The sequence below is a fragment of the Kribbella polygonati genome, from assembly GCF_050320105.1.
In the GTDB taxonomy this organism is placed as follows: Bacteria; Actinomycetota; Actinomycetes; order Propionibacteriales; family Kribbellaceae; genus Kribbella.
In genome coordinates this window covers 4620391-4637841 of sequence record NZ_CP190129.1, presented here as the reverse complement: position 1 = coordinate 4637841, position 17451 = coordinate 4620391, and the positions used below count along the sequence as shown (strand labels likewise).

13 protein-coding genes are annotated in these 17451 nt (G+C 68.5%); 6 read left to right on the top strand and 7 right to left on the bottom strand.

All coding sequences use genetic code 11. The features are described 5' to 3' along the window. Nucleotides 1–4 precede the first annotated feature (4 nt). From ACQHIV_RS21995 to ACQHIV_RS21980, 4 genes are read right to left on the bottom strand one after another with little or no spacing between them, the layout of a single operon-like run. On the bottom strand, nucleotides 5–1327 hold the full coding sequence (locus ACQHIV_RS21995) for a glycoside hydrolase family 32 protein (protein ID WP_427884858.1): 1323 nt from the start codon (nucleotides 1325–1327) through the stop codon (nucleotides 5–7). Continuing rightward, nucleotides 1324–2148, bottom strand: a complete 825-nt coding sequence (locus ACQHIV_RS21990; protein WP_380191712.1) for a carbohydrate ABC transporter permease — start codon at nucleotides 2146–2148, stop codon at nucleotides 1324–1326. Before ACQHIV_RS21990 ends, ACQHIV_RS21995 begins: the two co-directional genes overlap by 4 nt. After that, nucleotides 2145–3077: a carbohydrate ABC transporter permease gene (locus ACQHIV_RS21985; protein ID WP_427884857.1), complete on the bottom strand. Its 933-nt coding sequence runs from the start codon at nucleotides 3075–3077 to the stop codon at nucleotides 2145–2147. Before ACQHIV_RS21985 ends, ACQHIV_RS21990 begins: the two co-directional genes overlap by 4 nt. Beyond that, complete coding sequence (locus ACQHIV_RS21980) at nucleotides 3077–4480, bottom strand: ABC transporter substrate-binding protein (protein WP_427884856.1); 1404 nt, start codon at nucleotides 4478–4480, stop codon at nucleotides 3077–3079. The genes ACQHIV_RS21985 and ACQHIV_RS21980 overlap by 1 nt, the downstream gene beginning before the upstream one ends. A 138-nt stretch (nucleotides 4481–4618) precedes the next feature. Here ACQHIV_RS21980 and ACQHIV_RS21975 point away from each other — a divergent pair, with 138 nt between their 5' ends. The 3 genes from ACQHIV_RS21975 (at nucleotide 4619) to ACQHIV_RS21965 (ending at nucleotide 8094) form a co-directional block, all read left to right on the top strand. After that, entirely contained in the window at nucleotides 4619–5668 is a 1050-nt protein-coding gene (locus ACQHIV_RS21975) for a LacI family DNA-binding transcriptional regulator (RefSeq protein WP_427884855.1), read from the top strand. Further along, the gene (locus tag ACQHIV_RS21970; protein WP_427884854.1) at nucleotides 5668–7086 is read left to right on the top strand and encodes a glycoside hydrolase; all 1419 of its coding nucleotides are present in this window, start codon (nucleotides 5668–5670) and stop codon (nucleotides 7084–7086) included. Before ACQHIV_RS21975 ends, ACQHIV_RS21970 begins: the two co-directional genes overlap by 1 nt. Nucleotides 7087–7176: 90 nt before the next feature. Then, on the top strand, nucleotides 7177–8094 hold the full coding sequence (locus ACQHIV_RS21965) for a family 43 glycosylhydrolase (protein WP_427884853.1): 918 nt from the start codon (nucleotides 7177–7179) through the stop codon (nucleotides 8092–8094). On the opposite strand, the gene ACQHIV_RS21960 is transcribed toward ACQHIV_RS21965, so the two are convergent. After that, entirely contained in the window at nucleotides 8057–9751 is a 1695-nt protein-coding gene (locus ACQHIV_RS21960; protein ID WP_427884852.1) for a hypothetical protein, read from the bottom strand. The genes ACQHIV_RS21965 and ACQHIV_RS21960 overlap by 38 nt on opposite strands. A gap of 222 nt (nucleotides 9752–9973) precedes the next feature. Here ACQHIV_RS21960 and ACQHIV_RS21955 point away from each other — a divergent pair, with 222 nt between their 5' ends. Continuing rightward, nucleotides 9974–12112, top strand: a complete 2139-nt coding sequence (locus ACQHIV_RS21955; RefSeq protein WP_427884851.1) for an endo-beta-N-acetylglucosaminidase — start codon at nucleotides 9974–9976, stop codon at nucleotides 12110–12112. Nucleotides 12113–12237: 125 nt separating this feature from the next. Then, nucleotides 12238–15486, top strand: a complete 3249-nt coding sequence (locus ACQHIV_RS21950; RefSeq protein WP_427884850.1) for a discoidin domain-containing protein — start codon at nucleotides 12238–12240, stop codon at nucleotides 15484–15486. Between the two features lie 3 nt (nucleotides 15487–15489). Here the strand turns inward: ACQHIV_RS21950 and ACQHIV_RS21945 are convergent, their stop codons facing one another. Then, a complete protein-coding gene (locus ACQHIV_RS21945; protein ID WP_427884849.1) occupies nucleotides 15490–16092 on the bottom strand; it encodes a TetR/AcrR family transcriptional regulator in 603 nt (200 codons plus the stop codon). A 107-nt stretch (nucleotides 16093–16199) separates the two neighbouring features. Here ACQHIV_RS21945 and ACQHIV_RS21940 point away from each other — a divergent pair, with 107 nt between their 5' ends. After that, a complete protein-coding gene (locus ACQHIV_RS21940) occupies nucleotides 16200–16757 on the top strand; it encodes a dihydrofolate reductase family protein (RefSeq protein WP_427884848.1) in 558 nt (185 codons plus the stop codon). Here ACQHIV_RS21940 and ACQHIV_RS21935 read toward each other — a convergent pair. Continuing rightward, nucleotides 16742–17443, bottom strand: a complete 702-nt coding sequence (locus ACQHIV_RS21935) for a class I SAM-dependent methyltransferase (RefSeq protein ID WP_427884847.1) — start codon at nucleotides 17441–17443, stop codon at nucleotides 16742–16744. The two genes, ACQHIV_RS21940 and ACQHIV_RS21935, sit on opposite strands and share 16 nt — an antisense overlap. Between the last annotated feature and the right edge of the window lie 8 nt (nucleotides 17444–17451).

Here is a 17451-nt window from a genome sequence, read left to right as displayed (position 1 = left end):
CCTGTCAGCGGTCGAGGGTCCAGAAGTGGGCGTTGGGCGGTGCTTCGACGTGCCAGGTCGGCGGGGTGGTCGGGTAGACGCGGGTGCTGAGGACGCGGCCGGCGCTGGTGAAGACCTCGAGCACCGAGCCGTCGAGGAAGATCCGGACCGCGGGCCGGCCCGACGACGGGTCGAACGCGTCGGACACCTGCATCCGGTCGCGATGCGCGTACGGCGAACGGCTGGCTTCGGTACGGTCGATCGTCACGGTGTCGGCGTCCAGTTCGATCACCACTCGCTCGAGCTCCCCGAAGCGGATCACCACCTGCCCGGACCCTTCCGGTACGGCGATCTCGCACTGCGGGCCCGTCGTACAGCCGTCGGCCGGTACGCCGGGACCGGTGCGGAGCGTGTCGACCGTCGGAACAGGCTCGCTCCGGAGCGACCCGTCGGCGCCGAGCCGGACGACCCGCGGGAGCGAGATGACACCGGCCCAGTCGTCCCACCCGCCGCGGTCACGCCCTTCGGTCAGCCACCCGAACAACAACGGCCCGAACCGGCTGTCCCGCAGCGCCGACGCGGCGTAGAAGTTCGTCCCGTGATCGACCCGCCGCGGCGCGACCGGTACGTCGACGTCGAACGACAGCACCTCCGCGGGGCCGGCCTCCGGCGACCAGGACGCGACCACCGCGATCCGGCGGCCGTCGAGCGTCAACAACTGCGGGCACTCCCACGCGGCACCGGTGTCCTCGCCGTCCGCGACGCCACGCGGTAGTTCCGCCAGCGGGCCGGCGTACGTCCAGTCCTGCAGGTCGCTCGACCGGTAGAGCGTGATGTTGGCGCCGCGGTCGGCATACCCCGCGCCGACCGCGAGCCACCAGCTGCCGTTCTCCTTCCAGACAAAGGGATCGCGGAACATCAGCGCGCCGTCCACCGGGTCGGGGACGACCTGCCGCGCCGGTCCGAACGACGCGCCGCCGTCGTCCGACACCGCGGTCAGTACGGACTGGTACGGGCGTTCGTCGATCCGGCCCGAGTAGAACGCCCGGATCCGTCCGTCGTCTAGGACCGTGTTGCCGGACCAGCAGCCGTCCGTGTCCGGCCCGCCCGGCTGCGGCGCCATCGCCGGGCGGTGCACCGTCCACCGCACGTAGTCGGTCGACGTCGCATGCCCCCACTCGACCGGGACGTGCATGTCGAGCGTCGACCGCGACTGGAAGTACAGGTGTACGTCGTCACCCACCTCGATCGGGCCGTTCGGGTCGTTCAGGTACCCGCGCGGCGGGCGGACGTGGAACGCGGGGCGGAGGTAGCCGGCCGTACGGGCGGCGGCCTGGACCTGGGTCAACGGGATGCTCCTGCCGTGATGCCTGCGATGAAGTACCTCTGGGCGAAGACGAACAGCACTACGCTCGGCAGGATCGCGAGCACGACGCCGGCGAGCACCACCGAGATCGAACCCGTGCCGAGGTTCCCCTGCAGACCGACCAGGCCGAGCGGCAGGGTGAAGTTGTCCTGCGACTGCAGGAAGATCAGCGGCCGGTAGAACTCCGCCCAGAAGCCGGAGAAGTTCAGGATGGCGAGCGTCGCGATCGCGGGGCCGGCCATCTTGGCGTAGATCATCAGGAACGTCTGGAAGTGCCCGGCGCCGTCGATCCTTGCCGCTTCGCCCAGTTCGCGAGGCATCTGCATGAAGTACTGCCGCATCAGGAACGTTCCGAAAGCGCTGCCCAGCGCGGAAACGACCAGCGACAACGGGCTGTCCGAGAGTCCGAGGTACCGGATGATCACGAACACCGGGATGATGATCGTCTGCAGCGGCACCATCATCGTGGCCAGGAAGATCCCGAAGATCACCGAGCGCCCCGGGAAGCTGACCATCGCGAACGCGTACCCGGACAGCGTGCAGGTGACGGTCTGGCCGGCCACGATCAGCCCGGTGACCAGCACGCTGTTCACGAAGAACCGGCCGATCGGGATCCGGTCGAAGACCGCGCTGTAGTTGGAGAAGTCCGGGTGCAGCGGCAGCCACTGCGGCGGGTTGCTGAACGCCTCGGCGGGCGTCCGCAACGACGTGGTGACCGTCCACAACAACGGGCCGAGGGCAACCATCGCCGCGACGACCAGTACCGCGATGCCGGTGATCCGGCCGATCCGTGCGAGGCTCATTGGTAGAACACCAGCTTTCGTGCCGCGAGGAACTGCAGCCCGGTGATCACCAGGATCGCCGCCAGCAGCACGATCGCGATCGCCGAGCCGTACCCGAACTGCAGGTTCTGGAAACCCTTCTGGTACATCGAGATCGTCACCGTCGTGGTCGCCGACCCCGGGCCGCCCTTGGTCATGATGTACGGCTGGTCGAACAGCTGCATCGCGTTGATCAGGGCAACCACCGCGGCGAACAGGATCGTTGGGCTGATCAACGGGATCTTGATCCGGAACAGCGTCCGCAACGGCCCGGCGCCGTCGATCTGCGCCGCCTCCAGGACGTCGGTCGGTACCGACATCAACGAGGCGACGAACAGTACGAACGTGAACCCGACCTGCTGCCACACCGCGATCAGCACGATCGTCGACGCCGCCGCGAACCCGCTGGTCAGCCACGGGACGTTCGGTACGCCGAGCAGCCCGAGGTAGTAGTTCACGACCCCGAACTTGTAGTCGAACAGGTACCCCATGAAGATCGACACGGCCGCGGTCGACGCCAGCAGCGGCAGGTAGAACACCGTGCGGAACAACGTCCGTACCCAGACGAGCTTGCGCTGGTTGACCAGCACCGCGAGCGCCAGCCCGATGGTGAGCTGCAGTACGACGATCGCGAGCGCCATCCCGAGCGTCACGGCGAACGACTTCAGCACCGGCCCGTCGTGGAACAGCTGCTGGTAGTTCTTCAGGCCGACGTACTCCGGGGTCGAGATCACGTCCCAGGAGAAGAACGACAGGCCGAGCGAGGCGAGGATCGGGATCGCGGTGAAGACCGCGACGAACAGCACCGACAACGCGATCATCACGAACCCGAACCGCGCCTCCCCGTGCGCGGTCGGGTGGCTCCGCCGTTTCACGGCCGTCTTCGGCACGTCGGCGGTGACGGCGGACATCAGCTCGCCCCCGCGGCCTTCTCGAGATCCGCCTGCAGCCCGTCCAGCGCCGCCTTCGCGTCACCCGACGAGATCGCCTGGGTGGTCCGCTGGTTCAGCGCGGTCGCGAGCGCGTTGTAGTACGGCGGAGCCGGGATCGGCGCGGTGTCCGGGTGCTTGGTCAGCGTGTCGTAGAACACCGACCAGTGCTTCGGCCCGGTCTTCGCGTAGCGCGCGGCCGTCACCAGGGACTTCCGGCCGGGGGTGGTCACGTTGCCGGGGAAGACCAGGTCGAACGTCTCCGGCTGCACCAGCAGCTTCAGGACCTCCCAGGCCAGGTCCTTCTTCTTCGACGACTTGAAGATCGCGTACCCGCCCGCGCCGAACAGGTGCCGCTGGCTCTTCCACTTCGGGAACATCGTGACGTCGAAGCTGCCGTTCTTCATCCCGGCGTTCGCCAGCCCGCCGGCCCAGAACCCGCCGCCGATCGACATCCCGATCCGGTTCGACGCGAACAGGCCCTGCAGGGTGCCGCCACCGCCGACGTCAGGCGACGGCGAGAGGCCCTTCTTGGTCAGCTCGATCATGTAGTTCAGCGCCTCGACCGTGGCGTCGGAGTTCGCCGTCGGCGCGCCCCACTTCCAGCCGCCCTTGCGTCCCGCGGCGGCAGCGTCACCGGCGTACGCCTTGCTCCACAGCCAGTCGCCGCCGTCGTACTTGCCCTCCTCGAGCAGGTTGGCGTTGTTCGCGTACATGAACGACGTCCAGCTGCCCCAGAGCCGCACCACCCAGCCGAACGCGTTGATGCCCTTGAACTTGGCGATCTTCGTGGCCGCGGACTCGAAGTCGTCGAGCGTCCAGGTCTCGCTCGGCGGGACCACGCCGGCGCGCTGGAAGAGCTCGGTGCTGTAGAACATGTTCCCGGCGTTGAAGCTGTCCGGGAGTTCCCACAGGTGGCCCTGGTACATCATCGACTCGATCAGCGCCGGGTGGATGTCGGCGAAGTACTCCTTCAGCGCCGACAGGTCCTTGGTGACGTAGTCGTCGAGCGGGATCGCGAGTTCCTTGGACGCCATCAGCTGCAGGCCCTCGGTCGCGACGCTGATGATGTCCGGCGGGGTGCCGGCCGCGATCTGGGTCAGCACCTTGGCCAGGAAGTCGTTCCAGTCGGTGCCGTTGATCGCCGAGATCTCGAACTTGATGCTCGCGTCGAGCTTGGCGATCTGCGGCTGCAGCCGGTTCTGTAGCTGGGTGGCTGCCGCCTGCTCGCCGAAGTACAGCATCTTCAACGACTTCGACGAGCTGCCGCCGTCCTTGCTGCAGGCGGCCAGATCGGCCAGCGCCGCCAGGCTGAGTCCGCCGGCGCCGGCCTTCAGCAGAGTCCGGCGGCCGAGCGTTCCAGCGGGCGGATAGATGCCTGTCATGGGTTGTCCTCCTTGCACCCAATACGTATTGACTCGGGACCGTAGCAGCGGCTTAGAGTGGGGTCAATACGTATTGGGCCGATCTGTGATAGTTAGTTAGCGGCGGCGACGAGGCCGCGGATCGTTAAGGGGGAACCGATGGCCAAGAAGGCAGCCGGAGGGCCTAAGCGCGTGACGATGACCGATGTCGCGCGGCGTGCGGGGGTCTCGCAGCCGACGGTGTCGTTCGTCCTGAACGACCGCCGGGACGTCGCGGTCGCCGAGGAGACCCGGCGGCGGGTGCTGCAGGCCGCGGCCGAGCTCGACTTCGTGCCGAACCGCGCGGCCCAACTGCTCCGGTCGAACCGGTCCTTCACCATCGGCGTCGTGACCAGCGGGATCGTCTCCCAGCCGTACGCCGGTCTGATCGTGCTCGGGCTGCAGCAGGTCGTCCAGCCGGCTGGATACGTATGCATGGTCGTCGACACCACCGGCGACCCGGGGCAGGGCGACGACGCGGTGGCCAGCCTGGTCGCGCAGGGCGTCGCCGCGATCGTGTACGCCTCGCTCTCGCCGAAGCCGCTGCACCGCAGCCCGCGACTCGACGGGATCCGGACGATCTTCGTGAACTGCTGGCCGGAGGAGGGGCACGCCGACACGGTGCTGCTGGCCGACGAGTACGCCGGTGGGCGCGCGGCGGCGGCGTCCGTCTTCGAGCGCGGGCATCGGGAGGTCGCGTTCCTCGGCGGGATGCGGGATGACTTCGCCTGCAAGGAACGGCGGCGCGGGTTCGACGACGCCGCGCGGGAGGCGGGGCTGCGGCCGGCGGACCTGGTGCACCGGTACGGGAACTACCAGATCGGGAACGGGTACGACCTCGCGACCGAGGTGGTCACCGAGCACGGGTCGACCGCGCTGGTCTGCGGCAACGACCGGATGGCGATCGGTGCCCTGCTCGCCCTGCACGCCCTCGGCCTGAACTGCCCGGACGACGTCAGCATCGTTGGTTTCGACGACCAGCCCGACGTCGCCGACCAGGTCCGCCCCGGCCTCACCACCGCCGCCCTCCCGCACCTCATGCTCGGCCGCCGAGCCGGCGAACTGGTCCTCACCACCCCCGAAGAAGCCCCGTCCCGCGAAATCATCCCCTGCACCCTCATCAACCGCGACTCCGTCGGCAACCCCCGACCGTCTGGGCGTGCCAAGTGATGCACTGGCGGCCGAAGGTCGGGTTTGTGGGGGATGTGATTCCGTTTGCTCATGGCGGGCGGGTGTGGTTGTTCTATCTGCTGGATGAGCGGCCGGGGGACCCGGCGGCGGGGGTGAGTGGGATGCCGTGGGCGTTGGTGTCCACGACGGATTTCGTGCATTACACGGACCACGGAGTGGTGTTGCCGGGTGGGGATCGTGAGGCGGTGGACTTCGACTGCTACACGGGGAGTGTGGTCGCGGACGGGGCGCGGTTGCATCTGTTCTACACCGGGCACAACCCGCGCCGCGGTTCGGCGGACGGCTCGTACCAGGTCGTGTGTCATGCGGTCAGTGACGGTGATCCGACCAAGTGGACCAAGCTGCCCGCCGACACCTTTGGCGCACCCAACGGTTTCGTGCCGCAGGACTGGCGGGACCCGTTCGTGTACCGCACCGCGCCTGGCGAGCCCTGGCAGATGATCCTCGCGGCCCGGTACGCCGACGTACCCGACCGGCGGGCCGGTGTGGTCGCGCGGTTGACGTCGACGGACCTCGAGCGCTGGGAGTTGGCGGCGCCGCTGTGGGAGCCGCATCGGTACATCACCCAGGAGTGCCCGGACGTGTTCCAGTGGGGCGACTGGTGGTATCTCGTGTACTCCGAGTTCAGCGACGGGTTCCAGACGCGGTACCGGATCGCCCGCGGCCCCGACGGCCCGTGGCTCGCGCCGTCGCGGGACACGGTCGACGGACGCGCGTTCTACGCCGCGAAGACCGTCCTCTTCGAAGGGCGCCGGTTCTTCGTCGGCTGGATCCCCACGAAACAGGGGGATGCGTGGCAGTGGGCCGGCGATCTCGCCGTACTCGAAGCCCACCAGGAGTCCGACGGAACGCTCGCTTTCGGACTCCCGTCGGAGGTCGTCGCGGCGTACGGCGAACCCGAAGACGTGAAGCTGGCGTCGCTGGACGGCGCGTCCCCGGACCCCGGCCGCGGAGCCACCGACAGGTACGCCGCCTGGATCGGCGAGGTACTGCCACCGCACTGCCTGATCACGCTGACGGTCGACGTCGCGCCCGGCACCCACTCGTTCGGACTGCTGCTGCACGCATCCGAGGACGGCGAGCAAGCCACCATCCTCCGCCTCGAACCCCACCACAACCGCCTCGTCCTCGACCACTGGCCCCGCGGCCGCACCGGCCCCGCCCAATGGCAGATCCACGGCGACGTCCCCCACGCCGTAGACCTGGAACGCCCCTGCCCCCTCCCACCAGGCCGCCACACCCTCCAGGTCCTGCTCGACGGCCCTACCGCGCAGGCGGTAGTCGACCACCGCGTGTCGCTCAGCTTCCGCCCCGAGTCTTCCGGACGGGTTGGGGTGTTTGTGACCGACGGTGATGTGGAGGTTGTGGAGCTTCGGGTGGCCCGGGTCGGGAGTTAGATTGCAGCGCCTCGTCGCCCACTCTTCTGGAGGTCTGCTGTGCGTCGTCTCAGTGTTGTTCTCTCGACAGTTCTGGCTGCTGCCGGTCTGGTGGCGGTTCATCCACCGGCAGATGCCGCGGTCACCGCCGCGAGCAGCGTGCGCCGCGTCGGCACCGAAGACTTCGCCGATCCCGGCTTCGCGCACTTCGGCTCGACGTACTACCTGTTCCGCACCGGCGCCGGTTACGGCACCCGCTGGACCACCTCGACCGGCTGGTCCGCGATCCACAAGTCCATGACCGCGATCCCGGCCTGGGTCGACCACGCCAAGCCGCTGCTCTGGGCACCCGAGGTGTTCCAGAGCTCCGACAGCCACGGCGCGCTCTACGTCATGTACTTCACCGGCGAGTCCGCCTCCCGCCACGTGCACTGCATCGGCGTCGCCACCTCCCGGAACCCCGCCGGCACCTACACCCCAGGCTCCAAGCCGGTCGTCTGCTCCCCGTGGGTCTCCCGCGGGTACGAGGCGATCGACCCGGCGGCGTACCGCGCGAAGGACGGCAAGCGCTACCTGATCTACAAGAGCGACTACCAGAACGCCTCCGGCTTCCAGATCCGCGCCGTCCAGATGGACACCCAGACCGGTACCCGCGTCGTCGGCAGCAGCATCGCGAAGATCGTCAGCTCCACCAAGATCGAGGGCCCGTCGGTGATCGCGCACGGCGGCAGGGTGTGGCTGTTCACCTCCCGCGGCGACTACATCAACTGCTCGTACAACACCGACGTCTGGTCCGCGAGTACGTTCTGGGGCGGCCGCTTCACCCGCGTCAAGACCCTGATGACCACCGCCTCCACCAAACTCTGCGGCCCCGGCGGCGCCACCGTCATCAACGTCGGCAGCACCACCCGGATCGCCTTCCACGCGTACGTCGACGCGAACCACAACGGCGTCAAGGACTCCAACACCCGCCAGGCCTACACCGGCGTCCTCAAGTGGGACGGCACCGGCCGCCCGTACCTGGCTTGACGTCAAGGGAGGGTGTGCACCGCCACGTACCGGTGGGGTCGACGTGGAAGCTGAAGCCGTGGGGTGTGGTCCATTCGAGGGTCTTGTGGTTGATGCGGTGGACGGTCCAGCCGGGGGCGTGGGTCTTTACCCGGTGGCCGAAGCGGCCGAGTGGTGCGAGGTTGGTGGTGCTGGTTTGTCCGGTGGGGCCGTGGGGGTCGTAGGGTTCGATGTGGTCCAGGTCGATGGTGTTGGTGGTTTCGCGGGTTCCGTAGGGGAAGAGTTCGACGGGGTGGATGAGCTTGACGCGTTCGCGGATGCGGGTGGGGATTTCGTAGGCGTTGACGCTGACGGCGTCGTTGAGGTCGATGACGGGTTTGACGATGTACGGTCCGTGGCCGACGAGTTCGGCGAGTTGGGTCGCGAGGAGGGGGCCGATGCCTTCGGCGCGTAGTACGCCGGTGTGGGTGGCGAGGGTGTGGTCGGTGAGGTGTACGACGATCTCGGTCTTGCCCGGGCGCACGGTGGGGCCACTCGGGCTCGCGTAGGCGCCGTACTTGATCTGCGCGAGCCGGGCGTGGAGGGCTCGGAGCGCGGCAGGGTCCATCGACGAACCCTCGCTGGATTGGCCGTCTGGATCCGCGCCTGCTGGTTGCCTGTCGGCGTCGAACGGGTCCGAGACCGGGTCGGGGTCCTCGGGTCCCGCAGCCTCCAACCATGCGTCATCCGGAGGCTCCAGTCGCTCCGGCAGGTCAGGTGCGCCCGGCACACCCAGTACGCCCACCGCGCCACCGCCGAACCCGGGCCGGCCGGCAGCAGACACGGCAGGGGCGGACCCGGCAGGAGCGGACCCATTCGAAGCAGACTCGGCCGGAGTGGGCTGGGTGGGAGCGGGGTGGGTGGGGGTTTGGGCTGCTTGGGTTAGGAGTTCTTGGGTGAAGCGGGGGTCAGGGAGGATGCCTACGGCTTCGGCTCGGCGGTGCTGGAGTGGGCGGGTGTCGCCCAAGGTTTTGAGAGCTTCGGCGATGTCGGCGATGGCCGTGTCGTGGCGGTTGACGGCCGCGGCGGGGGCCTTGATGTAGATGGTTTTGTTCCCGTGCTTGTCACCGCGGCCTACGTACACCCCGCGCTCGTCGGCCGCCTCGGCAGCGTCGTCGGCTGCGCGTTGGGAGTCGGCGTACTTCCTGGCCGCGTCGGCGATCTTGTCGAGACGGTACGGCGAGATCGTGTCGATGATCGCGGCCACCCGACCGTCGACGTACTCCGCGGCCGCGTGGTCGAGTTTGGTGCAGGCCCGCACGATCTGGCGTGCCTTCCACGGGGTCGCCTCACCCGCCTGGATCCGCGCCCAGGTCAACGGGAACCGATACCGCAGAGCCAGCGCGTCGGCGATCAGCTCACGGCCGACACCCGGAGACGCCCCGATCACGACCGCGAACTCGGCGACAGCGAACTCAGCGATCTCCGGACAGCCGTCACCGCCCAGAACCACCGCCCGCTCACGGCCGTCGCACCGACGGCGGGCAGGCCGAACCGGACAGCACGACGGGTGATAACGATCGGCATAGATCTGGGCACATTCGAGCAGCTGAGCATCGGACCGGTTCGCCATCGCGCGACAACTCGCGGCCCGCTCCAGCAGGTCACGCGTCGACAGCACATCCGGGTCCTCGAACATGCGTTCGATTCTAGGCCACGGGGCGCCAGGCTGCCAAGCCGAATGGATGGCGGATCTCCTTATCCACAAGGGGAAATGTCACATGCTCGGCATCCTTGGAAGTTGGTATGCAGGCTCAGGCTCGGCCGACCTGAGACAAAACCAGTTCAGCCCTTCACCCGCAGGGATTCCGCTCCTATGATGCTGGCTCAGCTAAACCGGTATATCTGAAGGAGTGAGGCGATGTCAGATCCGGTGAAGGTCTCCCGGAGGACTCTGATCACGGTCGGCGGCGCCGGGCTGGCGGCGGCGCTGGCCGGGGTCGGCGGTACGGCGCAAGCGGACGCGGCTGGGGTCGGTGATACGGCGGAAGCGGCTGGGGCCGGTGGTACGGCGGAAGCCGCCGGGGCCGCCGGGGCTGCTGTGCCGAAGCCGGGGTCGGGTGGGATTCCGCCGGGGCCGTCGACGTTCGGGTGGGATCCGGCGGACCTGCTCGCGTTCGATCCGGCCACGCATCCGTGGGGGCGGCACCTGCGCTGCCTGGTTCCGCTGGCGCCGCGGATCGCGCCGTTCGCGCCGACCCAGGCGCACCCGGACCTCGACCCCGGCGTACGGCTGTCGACGCTCAGCCTGGACGACGCGGGTACCGTCTACGAAGGCCGCAACCAGCCCATCGGACTCGAAGGGCATACGTATACACAACGCTTCTGGCCGTACATCGACGTCTGGGGGACCTGGCACGGGCAGGTGCTCCCGTCGGTGCCGAGCGACGTGGTCGCGAATCCGAGCGCACCCGGCCGGACGTACGGCGTCATCGACATCCCGAACCCGGGCTGGACCGAGGCCGCGCACAAGAACGGCGTGAAGACCATCGGCGGCTGGTTCTGGCCACGGTCCGGGGTCGACTTCGGCGAGTTCCTGGTGCAGGCCGCGGACGGCTCGTTCCCGGTCGGCGACAAGCTGATCGAGATCCGCCGGTACTTCGGGTTCGACGGCCTGTTCATCAACCAGGAAGCCACGATCACCGCCGCCCAGGCCGGCAAGCTGCGCGACCTGTTCCGGTACATCAAGGCGCACGACCCGGGTTTCTACCTGCAGTACTACGACGCCGACCTGCCGAACGGCGACCTCGACTACCAGAACACGCTGAACGTCAAGAACGTCCCGTGGCTCGGCGCACCCGGCGACCAAACCGTGGACTCGATCTTCGTCAACTACGGCTGGCCGTACGTCGACCCGGACCTGAGCGGCAGCGCGAAGACCGCGGCCGGCGCCGGGTTCGACCCGCGCGCGGTCGCGTTCGCCGGCGTCGAGCACCAGCAGGGCGGCTTCAACCCGGAGGAGTGCTTCACCGACTACGCGTACCCGGGCCACCCCGGTCCGGTCTCGGTCGGCCTGTTCGTCGAGGACCAGTACTGGGCGAACGCCGCGTGGTCCGGCGAGACCTCGACGGTGGCCGGGCGGGCGAAGTACCGCGATCTCGAGCAGCGGTTCTGGTCCGGCCCGACCGGCAACCCGGCGACGTCGGGCCGCCTCGAGCCACGTAAACCGCCGTATCGCACGGATGTCCTGAACTACAAGAAGTGGGACGGGATCGCGCACGGCATCGTCGAGCGGTCGCCGTACGGCGAGCTGCCGATCGTGACGACGTTCAACGTCGGTGTCGGCAGCAGGTTCTCCCTCGACGGCACGCAGGTCCGCGACGGCGGCTGGGACAACCAGGGCTGCGCGGATCGGTCACTGACCTGGCAGTACTGGACCGATGGCGTCACGGTGACGCTCGACGAGAGCACGGCGTACGAAGGCGCGCACAGCCTCGCCGTGTCGGGCACCGGCGTGCTGCACCTGTTCAAGACCGACCTCACCCAAGCGGCCGCCACCGAGGTCCGGGTCGTCGCGCAAGGCTTGTCCACACTTGAACTCGGCGTGACCCGTCGTACGACACCGGGCAGCGTCGAGTGGACCCGGCTGACCGCGGCGAGACGCTCCGCGGGCTGGACCGAGTACCGGGGCCGCATCCCGCGTGCCGACGACCGGATCGCCCGGATCTCCTTGCGTACCAGCGGATCCGGCCACCTCGGCAAGGTCTTCCTCGCCGACACCCGGACCGCCGACGTCGCCCCGGGCCGACCGCGATCCTTCACGGTCGCCGACGCCGGCCCCGGCCCCGGCGCCGGCTCCACCCGCCACCTCACCTTCGCCTGGCGCCTCCAGCCCGACGCCGCGGCGTACGACGTACTCCAGAACGGCCGCTGGCTGGGCCGGGTCCACCGCGACGTGTTCTTCGCCGAATCCGTCGACCTCACCAACGGCCGGACCTTCGAGCTCGTCCCGATCGGCGCGAACGGCAATCGCGGGCCTGCCCTGCGCAGCACGCTGTAGCTCCCCGGGGCGCCGCACCCTGCGGCGCCCCGTCGAGTTCTTGCAAAGATCGATCGAGATATTGCGTAGTTGTATCCGGGGCGTTACGGTCTGTCGCTAACCGCCCCGTCGAGAGTGAGCTGCGCATGTTCCGTTCACCGAGTCCCCGGAGGGCACGCGCCGCCGTGCTCGCCGCCTGCGGCGCCCTGGTCGCCGCGACCCTGTCCGTCCTCGCCCCCACCGTCGCCTTCGCCGCCGCGTCCGGCGGCGCAGGCGCGACCTTGCCGTACGCCGAAGTCCAGGCGGAGAGCTCCGCCACCAACGGGACCGTGATCGGCCCGAGCGCCGACTACAACACACTGGCCGCCGAAGCGTCGTACCGGAAGGCCGTGACGTTGCAGGGCACCGGCAAGTACGTCGAGTTCACCACGCCGGTGGCGACGAACTCGATCGTGTTCCGCTACAGCATCCCGGACACCGGATCCGGAGCTGTCTACACGCCGCAACTGTCGTTCTACGTGAACGGTTCGAAGCAGTCGAACTTCACGCTGACCAACGCGTACAGCTGGTACTACGGCGGCTACCCGTTCACGAACACGCCCGGCAGCAACCCGCACCACTTCTACGACGAGGTGCACCGGCTGTTCCCGGCGACGTACCCGGCCGGGACGAAGTTCCGGTTGCAGGTCGACGCCGAGGACACGGCGGCGTCGTACACGATCGACTTCGCCGACTTCGAGAACGTCGCGGGTGCGCTGACCCAGCCGGCCGGGTCGGTGTCGGTGACCAGCCAGGGCGCGGACCCGACCGGGGCCGCGGACTCCACGAACGCGTTCAACGCGGCGATGGCCGCGGCCGGGTCCGGCGGCACCGTGTGGATCCCGGAGGGGACGTTCAAGATCCCGGGCCACCTGATCCTGAACAACATCACGATCAAGGGCGCCGGGATGTGGCGCTCCACGATCGTTGGCGCGGCCCCCGGTTTCTACGGGAACTACGCGCCGAACGCGAGTACCGGCGTACATCTCGCGGACTTCGCGATCTTCGGCGACGTGCAGGAACGCAACGACGGCGCGCAGGTGAACGGCGTCGGCGGCGCGCTGAACAACTCGACCGTCGACCGGCTGTGGATCGAGCACGAGAAGGTCGGCGCCTGGATGGACGGGCCGTTCGACAACCTGGTCTTCAACGGCATGCGGATCCGCGACGTGACCGCCGACGGCATCAACTTCCACGACGGCGTCACGAACTCCAAGGTGACGAACAGCGATCTGCGCAACCTGGGTGACGACGGCCTGGCGACGTGGTCGGACCAGAACGCGGACGCGAACGACTCGTTCGACCACAACACCGTGCAGTACCCGATCCTGGCCAACGGCATCGCGATCTACGGCGGCCACGACAACTTCGTCACCGACAACCGCGTGCTCGACGCAGGCCTCACGCAAGGCGGCGGCATCCACGTCGCGCAACGGTTCAACTCGACCGCGCTCGGGCGGACCGACGTACTGCGGAACACGATCGTCCGGTCCGGCAGCCTCGACCCGAACTGGCAGTTCGGGGTCGGCGCGCTGTGGTTCGACGCGCGCGACGGGGCGATGTCCGGGCTGACGAACGTCGACAACCTGCTGATCCAGCAGAGTCCGTACGAGGCGATCCAGTTCGTCTCGGGGTCGAACATCAGCAACGTGCACATCAACAACGCGACCATCCAGAACACCGGGACCTGGGTGGTCCAGGAGCAGGTCGGCGGGTCCGCGACGATCACCAACAGCACCGCGACCGGGACCCAGGCGCCGGGTCCGATCTACAGCTGTGGCGTCGGCTTCACGCTCACCGACGGCCGCGGGAACTCGGGCATCTTCGGGGCTCCGCAGTGCCAGAACATCACCGCGCCGGCGTTCCCACCGTACCTGCCCGACAACGGTTCGCAGCTCTCGATCAGCCCGACCGCCGTGGGCTTCGGGTCGGTCGCGACCGGTACGACGAGTACGGCGCGGGCCGTCACCGTCACGAACGGCGGTACCGCCGCGGCGCCGGTCAGCTCCGTCGCGGTCACGGGAGACTTTGCCCAGAGCAACAACTGTGGCAGCAGCATCGCGGCCGGCGGCTCGTGCACGGTGAACGTCACGTTCCACCCCACGGCGGCCGGCAGCCGTACCGGAGACCTGACAGTCAACGCCTCCGGGGTGACGAACACCGTCCCGCTCTCGGGTACGGGCGTCGCGCCCGGGCCGATTCTGACTACCGACCCGAGCAGCCTGTCCTTCCCGGACACACCGGTGGGCAGCACGTCCGCGACGCAGACCTTCACGCTCACCAACTCCGGTACGGCGTCCGCGACCGTCTCGGGTATCGCGGCGACCGGTGACTTCAGCCAGACGAACAACTGCGGAACCGTCGCGATCGGCGCGTCCTGCACGGTGACGGTCACCTTCCGGCCGACCGCGTCGGGAGCACGGACCGGCAACGTCACGGTGACGAGCAACGCCAACAACAGCCCGGCCTCGATCGCGCTGACCGGCAACGGAATCGGCTCCGACACCAACCTCGCCCTCAACAAGCCCGCAACGGCCAGTAGCCAGGTCAACGGGACCCAGACCGCCACGACGGCGACCGACGGCGACGCGAACACGTACTGGGAAAGTGCGAACAACGCCTTCCCGCAATGGCTGCAGGTCGACCTGGGTGCCGCGCGCAGCATCGGCAAGGTCACCCTGAAGCTGCCGCCCAGCTCGGCCTGGGGCACCCGCACGCAGACGCTGTCGGTCCAGACGAGCGCCGACGGCTCCACCTTCACGACAGCGGTCGCGTCCGCGGCGTACACGTTCACGTCCCCCGCCAACGTCGTGAACATCGCCGTACCGACGACAACCGCCCGCTACGTGCGGATCAACGTCACCGCCAACACCGGCTGGCCCGCCGGCCAGGCATCGGAGTTCGAGGTCTACAGCCCTGACGGTCAGGGTGGCGGCAGTACGAGCACCAACCTCGCAGCGGGTAAGTCCACCAGCGAGTCCAGCCACAACGACGTCTACCCGTCGAGCAACGTCACCGACGGCAACCAGTCGTCGTACTGGGAAAGTGCGAACAATGCTTTCCCGCAATGGGTCCAGGTCGATCTCGGTACGGCGACAACCGCCGGCCGGATCGTCCTGCAGCTCCCCGCCGGCTGGGGCGCCCGTACCGAAACCCTTTCGGTGCTCGGCAGTACCGACGGCACCACCTTCACCACCCTCGCCGGCCCGGCCGGCTACTCCTTTGCCCCCGGCAACAACAACACGGTCACCATCACCTTCACTCCCACCAGCAAGCGCTACTACCGCCTCAATCTCACCGCGAACGACACCTGGCCCGCCGGTCAGCTCTCGGAGTTCCAGGTCTGGAACTCGTAGCTGTCAGTTGCCGTAGCGCGCGACGATGGTGCGGGTCGCTTCCCGTACCACGTCGCGTGTCTCGGCTTCGGTGAGTTCGTAGCCGCCGTGGATGAGGCGGGGCCAGAAGACGATGGTCGAGATCATGCCGAGGAACTGAGCGGCGGCGGTGTCCGGGTCGTCGACTGCCGCGGCGCGCAGGTAGCGGCCGAGCGTGGTCATCACCGGGAGCGTGCCGAGGTCGAAGGTCCGGGCCCGCAGCTCCGGGAATCGGTGGGCCTCGCCGATCAGGGTGCGGATCAGGTCCTCCATCCGGGGCCGGTTCAGCAGCTCGACGTACGCGAGGCCGAGGCTCATCAGGCCCGCGGAGAAGTCGCCGGCCGGCGGGTCGGCGAGTTCATCGGCGGGCGCGCCGCCGGCCGCTAGCAGCGTCGCCTCGAAGAGCTCCGCCTTGGTCGGGAACTGCTTGAACAACGTCGCCTTGGACACCCCGGCACGCTCGGCGACGCGCGCCAGCGAGGTGCCGTCGTACCCGGTCTCGAGGAACAGGTCCGCGGCGGCGTCGAGGATCGCCGCGCGGTTGGTCGCGGCGACCTGGCGGTGGTATGCGGAGAGCTCGCGGGGCATGCGGCCAGTATGTCAGAGAGGTGAGTCGCTTGACTCACGACAGGGGTCGCGACTACCGTCCTGGCAATGGTGAGTCGACCGGCTCACCTCAAGCGATGGGGGCGGACATGGCCAAGCTGATCTATTCGATGATCACCTCGCTGGACGGCCGCACCGAGGCGACCGACGGCGACCTCGGGTGGGGACCGGAGGACGAGGAGGTGCACAGCTTCGTCGGCGACCTGTTCCGGCCCGTCGGCACGTTCCTCTACGGCCGCCGGATGTACGAGACGATGGTGTTCTGGGAGACCGCGCACACCCAGCCCGGCCTGCCGCCGTACATCCGGCAGTACGCCGACGACTGGCGGGCCGCGGAGAAGATCGTGTACTCCACGACCCTGGAGTCGGTGTCGAGCGCGAAGACGCGGATCGAGCGGACCTTCGACCCGGACGCGGTACGCAGACTCAAGAAGGAGTCGGACCACGACCTCAGCATCGACGGCCCGAACCTCGCGGCCCAGGCGATCGAGGCCGGCCTGGTCGACGAGTATCACTTGTTCACCACCTCGACCGTCGTCGGTGGCGGTACGCCGTTCTTCCCGCCCGGCATCCGCCTCGAGCTCGACCTGCTCGACCACCGCTCGTTCGCCTCGGGCGTGACCTACGCCCGTTACCGAACCCGCTGAGAACCAGCAGGTACCACCGGCTTCGTCCAGGCGATGGTGTGCCGGAAGCCGAGCTGATGACGCATCTCCGCGCCCGGCATGGCGTCGACGACGACGTCGCGCAGTTCGTCGAAGGTCTGGGTGGGGTCCTGCACCGGGAACGGGGCGGGCTGCTTGCCGTTCGGGTTCGGCCACGGGTGCTTGACGTAACCGATCACCGGATTGGTCACGACGGACGCGAGGTCCCAGGCATGGTCGCGAATGCTCCGTGGTACGGCGAGCCCGACCGCGAGGAAACGTCCTCCGGGCGCGAGCAGCCGACGTACGTCGTGCAGGGCCGCGGTCACGTCGAGATGATGCAGTACGGCGATCATCGTGATCAGGTCGTACGGGCCTGGGTCGTCGTTCCAGGCGCCGCCGCGGACGGTGACGTTGCCGAAGCCGGCGCTCCGCTGCGTGGCCTGCTCGCGCATGGCGGCGTCGGCGTCGACGCCGTTGACGTCGCTGAACTGCGGTGCCAGAGCGACCAGCAACTCCCCACGGCCGCACCCGACGTCGAGCGCCGAACGCCGCTGCTCGGGAAGGTTCGCGAGGATCCAGCCGTGGAAGTGATCGTTGTGACTCCACGGATGCCGGGCGTTCAGCTTCTCCAGCTGCGCGGCCACGGTCCCGTTCGCGAACGTCTTTGCCCATCGTCGCAACACCATGCCGGGCA